12 protein-coding genes are annotated in these 14,674 nt (G+C 73.6%); 2 read left to right on the top strand and 10 right to left on the bottom strand.

Annotation, left to right across the window (positions count from 1 at the left end; all coding sequences use genetic code 11):
* Positions 1-484 precede the first annotated feature (484 nt).
* Positions 485-3,658: an isoleucine--tRNA ligase gene (gene ileS, locus SM418_RS17520; protein ID WP_371941906.1), complete on the top strand. Its 3,174-nt coding sequence runs from the start codon at positions 485-487 to the stop codon at positions 3,656-3,658.
* A 94-nt stretch (positions 3,659-3,752) separates the two neighbouring features.
* Positions 3,753-4,526: a DUF1707 SHOCT-like domain-containing protein gene (locus tag SM418_RS17515; protein WP_371941905.1), complete on the top strand. Its 774-nt coding sequence runs from the start codon at positions 3,753-3,755 to the stop codon at positions 4,524-4,526.
* Positions 4,527-4,556: 30 nt separating this feature from the next.
* Here the strand turns inward: SM418_RS17515 and SM418_RS17510 are convergent, their stop codons facing one another.
* From SM418_RS17510 to murG, 10 genes are all read right to left on the bottom strand, one after another.
* Positions 4,557-5,936, bottom strand: a complete 1,380-nt coding sequence (locus tag SM418_RS17510) for a hypothetical protein (protein ID WP_371941904.1) — start codon at positions 5,934-5,936, stop codon at positions 4,557-4,559.
* A 151-nt stretch (positions 5,937-6,087) separates the two neighbouring features.
* A complete protein-coding gene (locus tag SM418_RS17505) occupies positions 6,088-7,017 on the bottom strand; it encodes a DivIVA domain-containing protein (protein WP_371941903.1) in 930 nt (309 codons plus the stop codon).
* A 56-nt stretch (positions 7,018-7,073) separates the two neighbouring features.
* Positions 7,074-7,370: a YggT family protein gene (locus tag SM418_RS17500; protein ID WP_371941902.1), complete on the bottom strand. Its 297-nt coding sequence runs from the start codon at positions 7,368-7,370 to the stop codon at positions 7,074-7,076.
* Between the two features lie 21 nt (positions 7,371-7,391).
* Positions 7,392-7,928 (bottom strand): cell division protein SepF, encoded by a 537-nt coding sequence (locus SM418_RS17495; RefSeq protein WP_371941901.1) that lies wholly within the window; start codon positions 7,926-7,928, stop codon positions 7,392-7,394.
* A 106-nt stretch (positions 7,929-8,034) separates the two neighbouring features.
* The gene (locus SM418_RS17490; RefSeq protein ID WP_371941900.1) at positions 8,035-8,754 is read right to left on the bottom strand and encodes a YggS family pyridoxal phosphate-dependent enzyme; all 720 of its coding nucleotides are present in this window, start codon (positions 8,752-8,754) and stop codon (positions 8,035-8,037) included.
* The gene (gene pgeF, locus SM418_RS17485) at positions 8,751-9,479 is read right to left on the bottom strand and encodes a peptidoglycan editing factor PgeF (RefSeq protein ID WP_371941899.1); all 729 of its coding nucleotides are present in this window, start codon (positions 9,477-9,479) and stop codon (positions 8,751-8,753) included. The genes SM418_RS17490 and pgeF overlap by 4 nt, the downstream gene beginning before the upstream one ends.
* A complete protein-coding gene (gene ftsZ / locus SM418_RS17480; RefSeq protein WP_371941898.1) occupies positions 9,476-10,957 on the bottom strand; it encodes a cell division protein FtsZ in 1,482 nt (493 codons plus the stop codon). Before ftsZ ends, pgeF begins: the two co-directional genes overlap by 4 nt.
* 378 nt (positions 10,958-11,335) lie before the next feature.
* Positions 11,336-12,082 (bottom strand): cell division protein FtsQ/DivIB, encoded by a 747-nt coding sequence (locus tag SM418_RS17475; RefSeq protein WP_371941897.1) that lies wholly within the window; start codon positions 12,080-12,082, stop codon positions 11,336-11,338.
* A gap of 63 nt (positions 12,083-12,145) precedes the next feature.
* Positions 12,146-13,561, bottom strand: coding sequence for a UDP-N-acetylmuramate--L-alanine ligase (murC, locus tag SM418_RS17470; protein ID WP_371941896.1), 1,416 nt, complete (start codon positions 13,559-13,561; stop codon positions 12,146-12,148).
* Entirely contained in the window at positions 13,558-14,652 is a 1,095-nt protein-coding gene (gene murG, locus SM418_RS17465; RefSeq protein WP_371941895.1) for an undecaprenyldiphospho-muramoylpentapeptide beta-N-acetylglucosaminyltransferase, read from the bottom strand. Before murG ends, murC begins: the two co-directional genes overlap by 4 nt.
* Between the last annotated feature and the right edge of the window lie 22 nt (positions 14,653-14,674).

The following is a 14,674-nucleotide window of genomic DNA, read 5'->3' as shown; positions in this document are numbered from 1 at the left end:
GCATTGCGGGCAGCATTGGTCCCCTTCCTCGGGCGCGGTAAACAACCTTGGCCGTGGTACCGACCGCTTATGCCCGGTCGCCGATCGCCCGGAAACTCCCCTGCGGCGCACGAGATCGCAAAGGAACGCCACCGGCCGCCCGGCCGGCCCGGCGGCCGAAAACGGGAAGAGCACGGGGCGCGCGTAGGTTAAAGTGCAGGCGAGCATGTTTCTCGGCAGGCCCTGATGGGGACACCTGCCGCCGAACGCGGCCATGAGCGACCCGGGGACGGTGCGAGCCCGGGGGCGAGCCCGGCGGTCTGATCACCCCGGAGCCGCCGGAAGAACCGCCCGCGGACGCGTCCGCGGGCGCAGTAGACCCGGCGGCCGAGACTCGAACGAAGCGGGCCGTGCCGTCGGGCGCGGTCAAGGAGGGTGGTACCGCGGGGCCGAGCGCCTCGTCCCTCCGGTCAACGTGGTCACGTCGATCCGGAGGTCCGCCATCGTGAGCCGAGGTTTTCGGCCGCTTCCCGCGCAGGTCGATCTGCCCGCCCTGGAGCGGGACATGCTGCGCCGCTGGCAGGAGGGCAAGGTCTTCGAGCGGTCGCTGGAGCGCACGGCGTCCGGCGACCCGTGGGTGTTCTACGAGGGGCCGCCCACCGCCAACGGCATGCCGGGCGTCCACCACGTCGAGGCCCGCGTGTTCAAGGACGTCTTCCCGCGCTTCAAGACCATGAAGGGCCGCCACGTCCCGCGCAAGGCCGGCTGGGACTGCCACGGCCTGCCCGTCGAGGTCGCCGTGGAGAAGGAACTCGGCCTCACCGGCAAGAAGGACATCGAGGAGTACGGCGTCGCGGAGTTCAACGCCCGCTGCCGCGAGTCGGTCCTGCGCCACGTGGACGCGTTCGAAGAGATGACCGAGCGCATGGGGTACTGGGTCAACACCGACCAGGCCTACCGGACGATGGACCCCGAGTACGTCGAGGCCGTCTGGTGGTCGCTGAAGCAGGTGTTCGACAAGGGCCTGCTGTTCCGCGACTTCCGCATCACGCCGTACTGCCCGCGCTGCGGGACGGGCCTGTCCGACCACGAACTGGGCCAGCCGGGCGGGTACGAGACCGTGTCCAGCCCGTCGGTGTACGTGCGGATGCCCGTCACGTCCGGTCCGCTCGCCGAGATGGGCGCCGCGCTGCTCATCTGGACGACGACCCCATGGACTCTGGTGTCCAACACCGCCGTCGCCGTCCACCCCGAAGTCACGTACGCCGCCGCCCGTCCGCAGGGATCGGACGAGGTGCTCGTCGTGGCCGAGCCCCTGGTCGACCAGGTTCTCGGTGAGGGCGCCGAGCGGCTCGCCGCCTTCCAGGGCACCGAGCTCGAGCGGACCACGTACCAGCGGCCGTTCGAACTGGTCGACATCCCCGATGCGCACTACGTCGTCCTCGGCGACTACGTGACCGTCGAGGACGGCACCGGGCTCGTCCACCAGGCGCCCGCGTTCGGCGGCGACGACATGGCCGTCTGCAAGCGGTACGGGATGCCGATCGTGAACCCGATCGGGCCGGACGGGCGCTTCCTGCGGGAGGTGCCCCTGGTCGGCAACAAGTTCTTCAAGGACGCCGACGAGCCCCTCACCGACGACCTGCGCGCGCGCGGGCTGCTGTTCCGCGGCGCACACTTCGACCACAGCTACCCGCACTGCTGGCGCTGCCACACGCCGCTGCTCTATTACGCGCTCCCCGCCTGGTACATCCGCACCACGCAGATCAAGGACCGGCTGCTGGAGGAGAACGAGAAGACCAACTGGTACCCCGAGACCGTCAAGCACGGCCGGTACGGGGAATGGCTGCGCAACAACGTCGACTGGTCGCTGTCCCGCAGCCGCTACTGGGGCACGCCCCTCCCGCTGTGGGTCTGCGGTGAGGACGAGGAGCACATCACCTGTGTCGGCTCCCTCAAGGAACTGGGCGAGCTGGCCGGACGCGACCTGTCCACACTCGACCCCCACCGGCCGTATGTGGACGACGTCACGTTCCCCTGCCCGCACTGCGGGGAGGAGGCGCGCCGCGTGCCCGACGTCATCGACGCCTGGTACGACTCCGGGTCGATGCCGTTCGCGCAGTGGGGCGCGCCCTACCGCAACAACGACGTCTTCGAGAACGCCTACCCGGCCCAGTACATCTGCGAGGCCCAGGACCAGACCCGCGGCTGGTTCTACTCCCTCATGGCCGTCGGGACGCTCGTGTTCGACCGGTCGTCGTACGAGAACGTCGTGTGCCTCGGCCTGATCCTGGCCGAGGACGGCCGGAAGATGAGCAAACACCTCGGCAACGTGCTGCGGCCGATCCCGCTGATGGACGAGCACGGCGCCGACGCGGTGCGCTGGTTCATGGCCGCGACCGGGCTGCCCTGGGCGTCCCGCCGCGTCGGGCACGGCGCGCTGGAGGAGATCGTCCGCAAGGTCCTTCTCACGTACTGGAACACCGCGTCGTTCTTCGTCCTGTACGCGAACGCCGCCGAGGCGCAGGGCCGCGCCTGGACGCCGGACCGGCTGGCGGAGGCCCCCGCCCCGGCGGACCGCCCGCTCCTGGACCGCTGGGCGCTCGCCGAGCTGCACCGCACCGTCCGCGAGGTCGACACCGCGCTGGAGGAGTTCGACACCGCGCGCGCGGGCCGGCGCCTCTCGCAGTTCGTCGACGACCTGTCGAACTGGTACGTCCGGCGTTCCCGGCGGCGCTTCTGGGAGGGCCCCGAGACCCCGGAGGGCTCGGCCGCGTTCGCCACGCTCTACGAGTGCCTGGAGACCCTGACCCGCCTCATGGCACCGATCGTCCCGTTCATCACCGACCACGTCTGGGACGTCATCAGGCCCGGGGACGGCCCCGAGTCGGTTCACCTGGCCGACTGGCCCGCCGTCGACGAGGACCTCGTGGACGAGGCCCTGACCGCCCGGATGGCGCTCGTCCGCCGCCTGGTGGAGCTCGGGCGCTCCGCGCGGGCCGCGAGCGGCGTCCGGACCCGCCAGCCCCTCGGCCGCGCCCTCGTCGGCGCACCCGGCTGGTCCGCGCTGCCCGAGCAGCTGCGGGCGCAGATCTCCGAGGAGCTGAACGTCCTCGGCTTCGAGGAGCTGTCCTCGATCGGCGGCGACCTGGTCGAGTACGAGGTCAAGCCGAACTTCCGGGAGCTGGGCAAGCGCTATGCCAAGGACACCCCGAAGGTGGCCAAGGCGATCACCTCCGCCGACCCGGCCGGCCTGGTGCGGGCGCTGCGCGCGGGTCACGCGGAGGTGCAGGCCGCCGACCTCGGGACCGTCGCCCTGTCTGCGGGCGACGTGATCGTCACCGAGCGGCCGCGCAGCGGCTGGGCGGTGGAGAGCGCCGCCGGCGAGACCGTCGCGCTGGATCTCACCGTCACGCCCGAGCTGCGCCGCGCGGGCCTGGTGCGGGAGGCCGTCCGGCTCGTCCAGGAGGCACGCAAGGCCGCCGGGCTGGAGGTCACCGACCGCATCGAGCTGTGGTGGGAGGCGACCGGCAGCGACCTCGCCGAGGCGCTGCGCGCGCACACGCGGGAGGTGGCCGCCGAGGTCCTCGCGACCGCGGTGACCGAGGGCCGTCCGGCGGGCGTCCCCGCCACCCGGGACGAGGACCTCGGCCTCACCTACTACCTCCGCAAGGCATGAGGCTCTCCGCCGCGCCCGGCCGGATCCGGGCGCGGCGGAGAACTTTTCCGCCATGGGGTTCATCGCGACACATCTCGTTTGCGATGATGGTCCGGTGAGTCTTCCCGAGCAGCCTTCCGGCTCCGAACGCCCGGCCCCGCAGTCCCCCGCGAACATGCGCGCGTCGGACGCCGACCGCGACGAGGTGGCCGACCGCCTGCGCGAGGCGCTGGCGGAGGGGCGCATCACGGCGGAGGAGCACGCCGAGCGCATCGACGCCGTCTACAAGGCCAAGACGTACGCCGAACTGGAGCCCGTCCTCAGCGACCTGCCATCGGAGCAGGCGCCCCGGCCCCGGGTCGACCTGCGCAAGGAGCCCGCGCTCGCGCCGCCTCCGCCGCAGTCGCCCAACCTCGTGGCGATCTTCGCCGGGGTGGAGCGGAAGGGCCGGTGGCTGGTCGAGCCCACCACCCACGTCTCCTGCGTGTTCGGCGGCGCCGACCTCGACTTCCGGCAGGCGGTGCTCAGCCGGAGCGAGGTGACCGTCAACGTCACCTGCGTCTTCGGCGGCGTGCACATGATCGTCCCGCCGGGGGTGCGGGTCGTCGGATCCAACACCGCGGTCTTCGGCGGCAACGATCTGCCGGAGGACGACACCGCGGACCCGGACGCGCCCGTCATCCGGATCACCGGGATGGTGCTGTTCGGCGGCGTCTCGGTGAGCCGCCGCGCGATCGGCGAGAAGCGCGGCCGCCGCGACCGGCACCGGGAGCGCCATGAGCTGCACCGGCACCACCACGAGGAACTGCGGGAAGCGCACCGCGAACTCCGCGACGCCCGCCGCGAGCACCTGCGGGAACTGCGCGACGAGCGCCGCCGGAGACGCTAGCCGAACCGGCCCGGCGGCCGGCCCGCCGGTTCAGTCGCGGGCGTGCTCGCGGTCGGGCTGGCAGACCAGGCAGGCCGTGCAGCCGCGGGACTTCGCCTCCGCGCGGGACAGCGACTCCAGGTCGTCGGCCTCGTCGCCGATGTCCTCGATGAGGGCGCAGTCGACCCGGTGGTAGCGCTTGGTGCCGCTCAGGATGCGGACCTGCGGGCCGTCTCCGGCCGGCTCGCCCGCGGACTCGCCACCGGACGGCGCCGGCTCGGCCTCGTCGGCCGGCTCCGGCTCGGCCGCGGGGGCCTCCCCCTCACCGGCCCCCTTGCCGGCCCTGTCCCCGGCCCTGTCCTCGGTGCCCTCGAAGGCGTGCCGCGGCTTCGGGGCCCCGGCGTCGGAGCCGATGTGCGGGGCCGGGCCGAGGTCGGCGGTGACGTCCGGTTCGGCGGACGCGGCCTCAGCGGGCCTGTCCCAGGCGGAGCGGCCCTCCGGCTCCCGGACGGCGGGCTCGGGCTCCTCGGCCGCCTCCGGCGCGCTCGGCGCCGTCCCGGCCGTCTTGCCGAACAGCCCCGCGACCGGGACGTCGGTCATGGTCGGCCCGGCCGGGTCCACGGCGGGCTCGTCCGCCCGCGGGATCTCGGCCGTCCGGTCGAACGCTTCGGGCTCGTCGAACGAGGCGGGCCGGTCGAACGAGGCGGGCTTGTCGAACGCCCCGGGCTCGTCGAACGAGGCGGGCGCGGGCGAGGGCTCGGCGAGTCCCGCCAGGCCGCTCCCGCGGCGCTCCGCACCGGGCTCGCGGGCCCCGGCCCCCGGCGCCTTGCTCGCATCCCCGCCGTCGTCAGGGGACGCGGGGACCGACGCCGCGGCGCGCGCCGCCAGTGCGGTGTCGGGCATGCAGGCGGTGCAGGGGCTGAACCCCTCCTCCTTGGCCTCGGCGTAGGTCAGTTCCTCGGTGTCGCGCCCGGCGAGCTGCCGGCACGTGTCGAGGTGGTAGCGCTTGCGGCCGCGGACGACGAACACCAGCGCGTCGTCGGGGACGTCGACGGGCGGAGCGGGCATCTCCAGCGCGTCGTCGGCCGGATCCACCGCCGGTGACGTGGCCGCCGGGACGCCCTTGGCGCCCGCGGCGTTCTTGGCCGGCGCCGGGGGGGCGGCCTTCCGGCGCTTGTCCTTCTTGGCCTTGGCCTTCTTGCTCGAGCGGGCCGGCGTCGCCGAGGCCCCGGGGCCCCACAGCTCCTTGCGCCGCAGGAACACCCCGATCGCCAGGCACAGCGCCGAGACGATGCTGACGGCGATCGATATGTAGATGACCACCAGCGCGTCCAGGCCGAAGACCTGGGCGCTGTCTCCGTTTCCGGCGACGATTCCCGCTACCAGCAGGGCGATCGCCACCACCACGAGGACGCCACTCAGGATGATCACAGGGTCTCTCCCACTCGTTCGGACCGCTCGGCTCCGGGCCGCGCGAAGGGCCCGGTGGCCGTCCCGCACGACCGCCCGGCATCACCGGAGTGGCGCCGCTGCCACGCCCGGCGCGGGCATCGGGACGACACTATCGCCTGCGGCGGCCGCGTCAGCGCCGATCGTGCGGCGGGTTGTCACCGCCCGCGTGGAACGCGCCGGTCGCCGAGTGCTGAACCTGCTGGCCGTGCTCGGCGGGCTGCGGGAACGTGCCCGGCGCGGGAGAGGGGCCGCCGGCGGCGCCGTTGCGGTTCTCGACGTGCGCCAGGCTGCTCTGCGGGCCCGTCTGCGGCCCCTGGGGCGCGCTCTGCTGGGACTGGACGGGAGCCGCGCCCGGGACGGCGGCGAACGCGCCCGTCTCGGTGCTGCCCGCCTCCAGGTCGCGGAGCTGCCCCTCCAGGTAGACCTTCAGGCGGCTGCGGTACTCGCGCTCGAAGGCGCGCAGGTTGTCGACCTCGCGCTCGAGCTCCTCGCGCTGCTGCACCAGCGAGCCCATGACCTGGCGGTGCCGCTCCTGGGCGTCGCGGTCGAGGGCCTCGGCGCGCGAGCGGGCCTCGCTGACGATCTGGTCGGCCTGCCGGCGGGCCTTGCCGAGGATCTCCTCGGCCTCGCGGCGGGCGCGGCCGAGCGTCTCGTCGGCCTCCCGGCGCGCGTCGGCGATCGCCTGGTCGGCGGTCTGCTGCGCCAGCGCGAGCACGCGGGCCGCGGTGTCCATGTTGTCCTCGCCGGTGGGCGCGGCGGCCATGCCGAGACCGCCGAGGACGGGCTCCGGCTCGGGCTGCGGCTGCGGCTCGGGGCGGGGCGGCTCAGGGATCTTCTGGACGTCCGGCTTCGGCTCCACAATGGGGGCGGCCATGGCGGGAACCTTGCCGCGCAGGCATTCGGCCAGCTTGGCCCGCAGTTCCTCGTTCTCCTGGATGAGGCGGTCGAGCTCCGCCTCGACCTCGTCGAGGAAGGCGTCCACCTCTTCCTCGTCGTACCCCGGCCTCAGCCTGGTGGTACTGAACTGCTTGTTCCGCACATCGGCGGGTGTCAGCGGCATGTCTCGTCTCCTTGGCGCGCTTGGAGTCTGTCCCTGAAGGACGGTATCCGATCGATCTAGGGACCGCCGAATATGGAGCCGACGACCCTGGTCAGGATCAGGACCACAAAGATGAGCACGGTGAAGCTGAGGTCCAGTGCAACGTTACCCAGCCGCAGCGGCGGGATGAAACGCCTCAGCAGCTTCAGTGGCGGATCGGTGACGGTGTAGATCGCCTCGGCGATCACCAGCACCACCCCGGACGGCTTCCATTGGCGGGCGAACGACTGCAGGATCTCCAGCACCAGCCTCCCGATCAGGAAGAGGAGGAAGAAGTACAGAAGGTACGTCAGCACCTGTCCAGCGATGTTCACGGATACTCTCGCATGTGGCTATCAGCTCTGGTTGAAGAACCCACGTTCCGCCATCCGGGCCTTGTCCTCCGCCGTCACCTCCACGTTGGCGGGCGACAGGAGGAACACCTTGTTCGTAACACGCTCGATGCTCCCGTGCAGGCCGAACACGAGACCCGCCGCGAAGTCGACCAGACGCTTCGCGTCGCTGTCGACCATCTCGGTCAGGTTCATGATCACCGGTGTGCCCTCCCTGAAGTGCTCCCCGATGGTCCTTGCCTCGTTGTAGGTCCTTGGATGCAGAGTAGTGATACGAGCGAGGTCGGTGGTACCGGACTCGTAGAGCGCGACGGAGCGTCGCTCTATGGTCGACGTGGAGTGATGGTCGCGATCCCGGTCCGCGCTCTCCTCGGCTCGGGTATGCTGACCGCCGGATTCGTCCTCGCGGCGACGGGTCTGACCCGGGTCGGTCTCGTCGTCGTAGACCTCGTACTCGTCGTAGTCGCCGTACTTGTCGTCGTAACGGTCGTCCTCCACAAGGCCGAGGTAGACCGCCATCTTGCGCATCGCGCTGGCCATACGCCCCTCCGTGTCCTGTGGTCGCGGCGCCGGGCGCGTCCGGTGCCGCCGGTGGACTGGTTCCGTCGTGGCGACCCACGTTCCGCCAGGTACCACTCGGGGGACATTACCTGACGATTGCCCGTCGGCCTCCGAGCAACGCCGTACCGACCCGCAGGTGTGTCGCGCCGCACGCGATCGCCTGTTCCAGATCGCCGCTCATACCCGCACTGACGATCCGGGCATCCGGATGGTTCCGCCTGATCTCCCCCGCCAGCCCGGCGAGCCGGGTGAAGGCGGGCAGCGGGTCGGCGCCGAGCGGCGCCACGGCCATCACCCCGCCGAGCCGCAGGCCGGCGGCCCCGGCGATCTCGTCGGCCAGCCCCGGCACGGCGTCCGGGGCCGCGCCGCCCCGGCCCGCCGGACCGCCCGCCGCGTCCTCCTCCAGCGAGACCTGGACGAGGCAGCGCAGCGTGCGGCCGGCGCGGACGGCGGACTCCGACAGCGCCGAGACCAGCCGGGAGCGGTCCACGGAGTGGACGACGTCGGCGTAGCCGGCGACCGCGCGGGCCTTGTTGGTCTGCAGCCGGCCGACGAAGTGCCAGGTGAGCGGGAGGTCGGCGCATTCGGCGGCCTTCGGCCGGGCCTCCTGGTCGCGGTTCTCGGCGACCTCGGTGAGGCCGAGCCCGGCGAGCAGCCGCACGTCGGAGGCGGGGAAGGTCTTGGTCACCGCGATGAGCGTGATCTCGTTCTCGTCCCGGCCCGCGGCGGCGCACGCGGCGGCGATGCGGGCGCGGACCGCGGCGAGGCCCTCGGCCAGCTCGGCCGTCCGTTCCTGCGGGGTCACGCGCCGTCCTCGAGCCAGACGTATCCCGCGAAGCGGCCGGTGCGGCCCTCGCGGCGGTAGGAGAAGAGGCCCGGGTCCTCGATGGTGCAGCGCGGGTCGGCGGCGACGCCGCGGACCCCGGCGGACGCGAGCTGCTCGGCGACGCCGGCGCGGATGTCCAGGCCGGGCGTGCCCTTGGACGTCGTGGCGTACGCGGCGGGCGCGACGGCGGCGACCTCGTCCCGCATCTCGGCGGGGACCTCGTAGCAGCGGCCGCACGCGGCGGGCCCGATCGCGGCGGTCATCCGCGCGGGGTCGGCGCCCCGCACGCACATCGCCTTCACCAGTGCCGGGACGACCCCGGCGGCGGTGCCGGGACGGCCGGAGTGGGCGGCGCCGACGACGCCGGCGGCGGGGTCGGCCAGCAGGACGGGCGCGCAGTCGGCGACGAGGACGGCGAGGGCGAGGCCGGGGACGGTCGTGACGATCGCGTCGACGGGGCCGGGGGGCTCGGGGGAGGTGACGAACGCGACGTCCGCGCCGTGCACCTGCCGCATGAAGACGGTGCGGGCCGGGTCGAGGCCGAGCGCGGCCGCGGCGCGGCGCCGGTTGCCGAGCACGGCGGCGGAGTCGTCGCCGACCGCGCCGCCCAGGTTCAGTGAGTCGTAGGGGGGCCCGCTCACGCCGCCGGCGCGGTCGGTGAAGGCTGCGCCGACGCCGTCGCCCAGGGCGACGGAGGTGATCACTTCAGGAAGTCGGGGACGTCGAGCTCGTCGTCCTCGTCGAACACCACGGGCCGGCGGCGCTGGCCGGAGGAGGCGGGGCCGCCGTCGCTCTCCCCCGCGTGCACGCGGGAGGAGGACTGCCCGCTGGGCTGGCGCGGCGCGGGAGCGCGCGACCCGGCGGGCTCCGCGGAGCCGCCGGCGTCGCGGTCGCCCGGCGGCCCGGCCGGGGCGTTGTCCGCCCGGGCGGGCTGGTCGCGGCCGGCCCCCCGGTCGTCGTGCCCCTGCGCGGGCGGCTGCGCGGGCGGCTGCGGTCGGTCGCTCTCGACCCGCTGCGGCGGGGCCGGGGCGGGCGGGTGCGGCGCGGCGGCGGCCTGCGCCACCGACTGCTGCTGCACCCCGGCCTGGTGGGTGCTCGCCGGTTCGGACCGGCCGACCCTGCTCGGGATCGGGTTGGCCGGCGCGGCGGCCGGCGCGGACGCCGGCGGCGGCACCGGGCGGGGGGGCGGCGGGGGAAGCCGCTTGCTCTCGGGTTCGGGGGCCGGCTTGGCGGGACGGCCCTCGTCAAAACCCGCCGCGATCACCGTGACCCGGACCTCGTCGCCGAGCGCGTCGTCGATGACCGCGCCGAAGATGATGTTGGCGTCCGTGGCCGCCGCGTTCGACACGAGCTGCGCGGCCTCGTTGATCTCGAACAGCCCGAGGTCGGAGCCGCCGGAGATGGACAGCAGCACGCCGTGCGCGCCGTCGATGCTGGCCTCCAGCAGCGGGCTGGAGATCGCCATCTCGGCGGCGGCGACCGAGCGGTCGTCGCCGCGCGCGGAGCCGATGCCCATCAGCGCCGAGCCGGCGCCGGACATCACGGACTTGACGTCGGCGAAGTCCAGGTTGATCAGGCCCGGTGTGGTGATGAGGTCGGTGATGCCCTGGACACCGGACAGCAGCACCTGGTCGGCGGCCTTGAAGGCGTCCAGGACGCTGACCTGCCGGTCGGAGATCGACAGCAGCCGGTCGTTGGGGATGACGATGAGGGTGTCGACCTCGTCGCGCAGCGTCTCGATGCCGGCCTCGGCCTGCATGGCGCGGCGCTTGCCCTCGAAGCTGAACGGGCGGGTGACGACGCCGATCGTCAGCGCGCCGAGCGTGCGGGCGATGTTGGCGACCACGGGCGCGCCGCCGGTGCCGGTGCCGCCGCCCTCCCCGGCGGTGACGAACACCATGTCGGCGCCCTTGAGGACCTCCTCGATCTCCTCCCGGTGGTCCTCGGCGGCCTTCCGGCCGACGTCCGGGTTCGCCCCGGCGCCGAGGCCGCGGGTGAGTTCGCGGCCCACGTCCAGTTTCACGTCGGCGTCACTCATCAGCAGCGCCTGGGCGTCCGTGTTGATCGCGATGAACTCGACGCCCTTGAGACCCTCTTCGATCATCCGGTTGACGGCATTGACGCCGCCGCCGCCGATGCCGACGACCTTGATGACCGCGAGGTAGTTCTGCGGTGCTGCCACGACGAGGGGCCTTTCCGCTATCTCCGACCGCCCTGCCCGGTCTGCCGACCGTGCCGCCGCGGTATTCCCGACCTGTGCACTGAGGCGGGGCCAAAACCCTCACCCTCAACTTGAGGCTTACAGTTATGTCAACCTGAAGACTGATACGGACAGTAGGGCGGCCTTACCGCCAGGGTCAACTAACCTCCCCCGAACTCCACCGGCGTGTCGCACCTGGCACGGATGTGCCCTGGTTGGCGTCGGGCGTCCGCCCGATCCGCGGTCCGCGTGCACCGGCGTCCCCTTCCCGCTCCGCGTCGTCGGCCTTGACCGTTCCCGCCTGACCGTTCCAGCGTGCCCGATCGGACGGCGGGAATCGCCACGACACACGCACCCGGCTCACTTCGTCTTCAGGACCCCGGGGGAACTGATGTCGACGGTGCGGACGGCACGGCCGGCCGCGGTGCGCCGCACCGCGTCCAGCAGCCTGATCTTCTCTCCTGCCCGTTCGGCGGCGCCCCACACCACGGTCTGCCCGTCCTTCATGTGCAGGGTCACCGTCTCCGGACCGGTCGCCTCCACCTCGGCCACCCTTCCGCTCAGCCGTTCCGGCAGGCCGGACAGCACGGCGAGCGCCGCGCGGGTGGCCAGGTCGGACGGCCCGGGCGAGGCGACCGCCAGCGTGGGGAGCCCGGCCGGACGGGACGCGCCGTCGGCCACGGTGACCCCGTGCCGGTCGAGCAGGTGGTACCGCCCGCCGCGCACGAGGACCGCGACCGGGACCCGCTCCCGCACGACGATCCGGACCGTCCCCGGCCAGTCCCGCTCGATCCGCGCGGACTCGACCTCGCGGAGCCGCTCGACCCGCTCCCCGAGCGCGCCGGTGCGCAGCCGGGCCATCGGCGTGCCGAGGTCGATCCCGGCGGCGGCGACGATCCGGTCGCGGGGCGCCAGGCCGGCGCCGGTCACCTCGACGTGCCGCACCACCAGCAGCCGGGAGCCGAGCAGCACCCAGGTCACCAGGCCGAGCGCGCCGACGACCAGCAGTGTGACGAAGACCGCCTTCCACCGGTTCGGACGGCCGCGCCAGGGGCCGGCCGCCCCGTCCTCCGGGACGGCGCGCCGGTCCGTCCGTACCTCGGTCATGACCCAAGCTTGGCAGTCTTCCCCCCGCGCGGCGGCGACCGCCCCGGCGGCGGCGTGTCGGTCTCAGGAGCCGGCGAGGCGCTCCAGGATCAGCGGCCCGAGCTGCGTCACGTCCCCGGCGCCCAGCGTGATGACGACGTCGCCGGGCCGGGCGAGGGACGCCGCGATGCCGGGCACCTCGTCCCGGACGGGCGCGTAGACGGTCGCGGTGCCTGCCGGGACGGCGTCGGCGACCAGGGCGCCCGTCACGCCGGGCTCCGGGTCCTCGCGGGCGCCGTACACGTCCAGCACGACCGCGACGTCGGCGAGGCCGAGCGCCGCGCCGAACTCGGCGGCGAAGAACCGGGTGCGGCTGTACAGGTGCGGCTGGAAGACGGCGACGATCCGGCCGCCCTCGCCCTTCTCGCCCAGGTAGTCGCGGGTGGCGTCCAGGTCGGCGGTCAGCTCGGTCGGGTGGTGGGCGTAGCTGTCGAACACCTCGGCGCCGCCCGCCGCGCCCTTGCGCTCCAGCCGCCGCATCGCGCCGCCGAACGCGGCGAGACCGGCCCGCACCGCCGCGTCGTCCATGCCGAGCGCCTGCGCGACCGCGACGACGGCGGCGGCGTTGAGCGCGTTGTGCCGTCCGGGCACGGAGAGCACGACCTCGCCGGCGCCCTCGATCTCGAACCGGGAGCCGAGGCCGCGCGGGGTGAATCCGGTCACCCGCAGGTCGGCGCCCTCGGCCTCCCCGTAGGTCCGGACGGTGAGCCCCCGCCCCCGTGCCCGCGCCAGGCCGGCGAGCTCCATCGCGACCGGGTCGTCGGCGCCGGCGACGAGCGTCCCGCCCGGCTCGACGCGGTCGACGAAGCGGGCGAAGTTCTCCTTCACCATCTCGAAGCCGCCGTAGTTGTCGAGGTGGTCGGCCTCGACGTTGGTGACGACCGCGATGTGCGGCGTGTACATGAGGAACGAGCCGTCGCTCTCGTCGGCCTCGGCGACGAACACGTCGCCGGCGCCCTCGTCCGCGCCGAGGCCCGTGGTGACGAGCTGCCCGCCGATGCAGTAGGACGGGTCGGCGCCGGCGTGCTGGAGCGCGACCGTCAGCATCGACGTCGTGGTGGTCTTGCCGTGCGTCCCGGCGACCGCGACGGCGCGCCGCCCGGCCATGAGGGAGGCCAGCGCCGCGGAGCGGTGCAGGACGCGCAGGCCGCGCTCGCGGGCGGCGACCAGTTCGGGATTGGTCTCCCTGATCGCCGTGGAGACCACCACCGTGTCGGCGTCGCCCACGTACGCGGCGTCGTGCCCGACGTAGACCTTGGCGCCGAGGTCGCCGAGCTGGGCGAGCAGTTCGGAGTCGCGGGCGTCGCTGCCGGACACGGCCATGCCGCGCCGCAGCATGATGCGGGCGATGCCGGACATCCCGGCGCCCCCGATCGCGATGAAGTGGACCCTGCCGAGCTCGCCGGCGGGGACCACCTCCCCCGGGTCGATCAGGCTCATCGCGCGGCGCCCGCCGAGCGGACCACGTCGTACACCATGCGGGCGAGCGCGACGTCGGCGTCCCGCCGGCCCATCCGGCCGGCGGCCTCCGACATGTGCGCGACCCGCGCCGGGTCGGCGAGCACCGGCAGCAGGTTCCGGGCGATCCAGTCGGGCGACAGCTCGGCGTTGTCGACCAGCATGCCGCCGCCCGCCGCGACGATCGGCTCGGCGTTGAGGCGCTGCTCGCCGTTGCCGATCGGGAGCGGGACGTACACCGCCGGCAGCCCGACGGCGGCCAGCTCGGCGCAGGTCATCGCGCCCGCGCGGCACATGGCCATGTCGGCGGCGGCGTAGGCGAGGTCCATCCGGTCGCAGTAGGGGATCGTGACGTACTGCGGGCCGCCGGGCGAGGGCTCGGGCTCCTCGGTGTTCTTCGGCCCGACGATGTGCAGCACCTGGATGCCGGCCTGCCGGAAGTACGGCGCGGCGGCCACCGCGGCCTGGTTCAGCGAGCGGGCGCCCTGCGAGCCGCCGAAGATCAGCAGCGTGGGCAGGTCGGGCAGCAGCCCGAAGTAGGAGCGGGCCTTGTCGCCCATGGCGAGCCGGTCGAGGGCGGCGATCTCGCGGCGCAGCGGGATGCCGACGAACGTGGCGTTCGGCAGCGGCGAGTCCGAGTGCGAGACGGCGACGTGCTCGGTGAACCGGGCGCCGAGCTTGTTGGCGAGGCCGGGCTTGGGATTGGCCTCGTGCACGATGATCGGCACCTTGCGCTTGCGCGCCGCGAGGTAGCCGGGCGTGGCGACGTAGCCGCCGAACCCGACCAGGACGTCGGCGCGGGCCTGGTCGAGGACCGCCGCAGCCGCGTTGATCGCCCCGCGCAGCCGGCCGGGGACCGAGAGCAGCTGCGGGGTCAGCGTGCGCGGCAGTGGGACGGGCGGGATCAGCGCGAGCTCGTAGCCCCGCTGCGGGACGAGGCGGGTCTCCAGCCCCCGCTCGGTTCCGAGGCAGACGATCCCGGTGTTCGGGTCGTTGCGGCGCAGCGCGTCGGCGAGGGCCAGGGCGGGCTCGATGTGTCCGGCGGTGCCCCCGCCGGCCAGGACAACCCTCATGCTCGTTGACAACTCCTCAGCG

The organism is Actinomadura chokoriensis (assembly GCF_041463665.1).
Classification (GTDB): Bacteria; Actinomycetota; Actinomycetes; order Streptosporangiales; family Streptosporangiaceae; genus Spirillospora; species Spirillospora chokoriensis_A.
The sequence above is the reverse complement of the archived record's forward strand: the minus strand, read 5'-3'. Positions and strand labels throughout refer to the sequence as shown.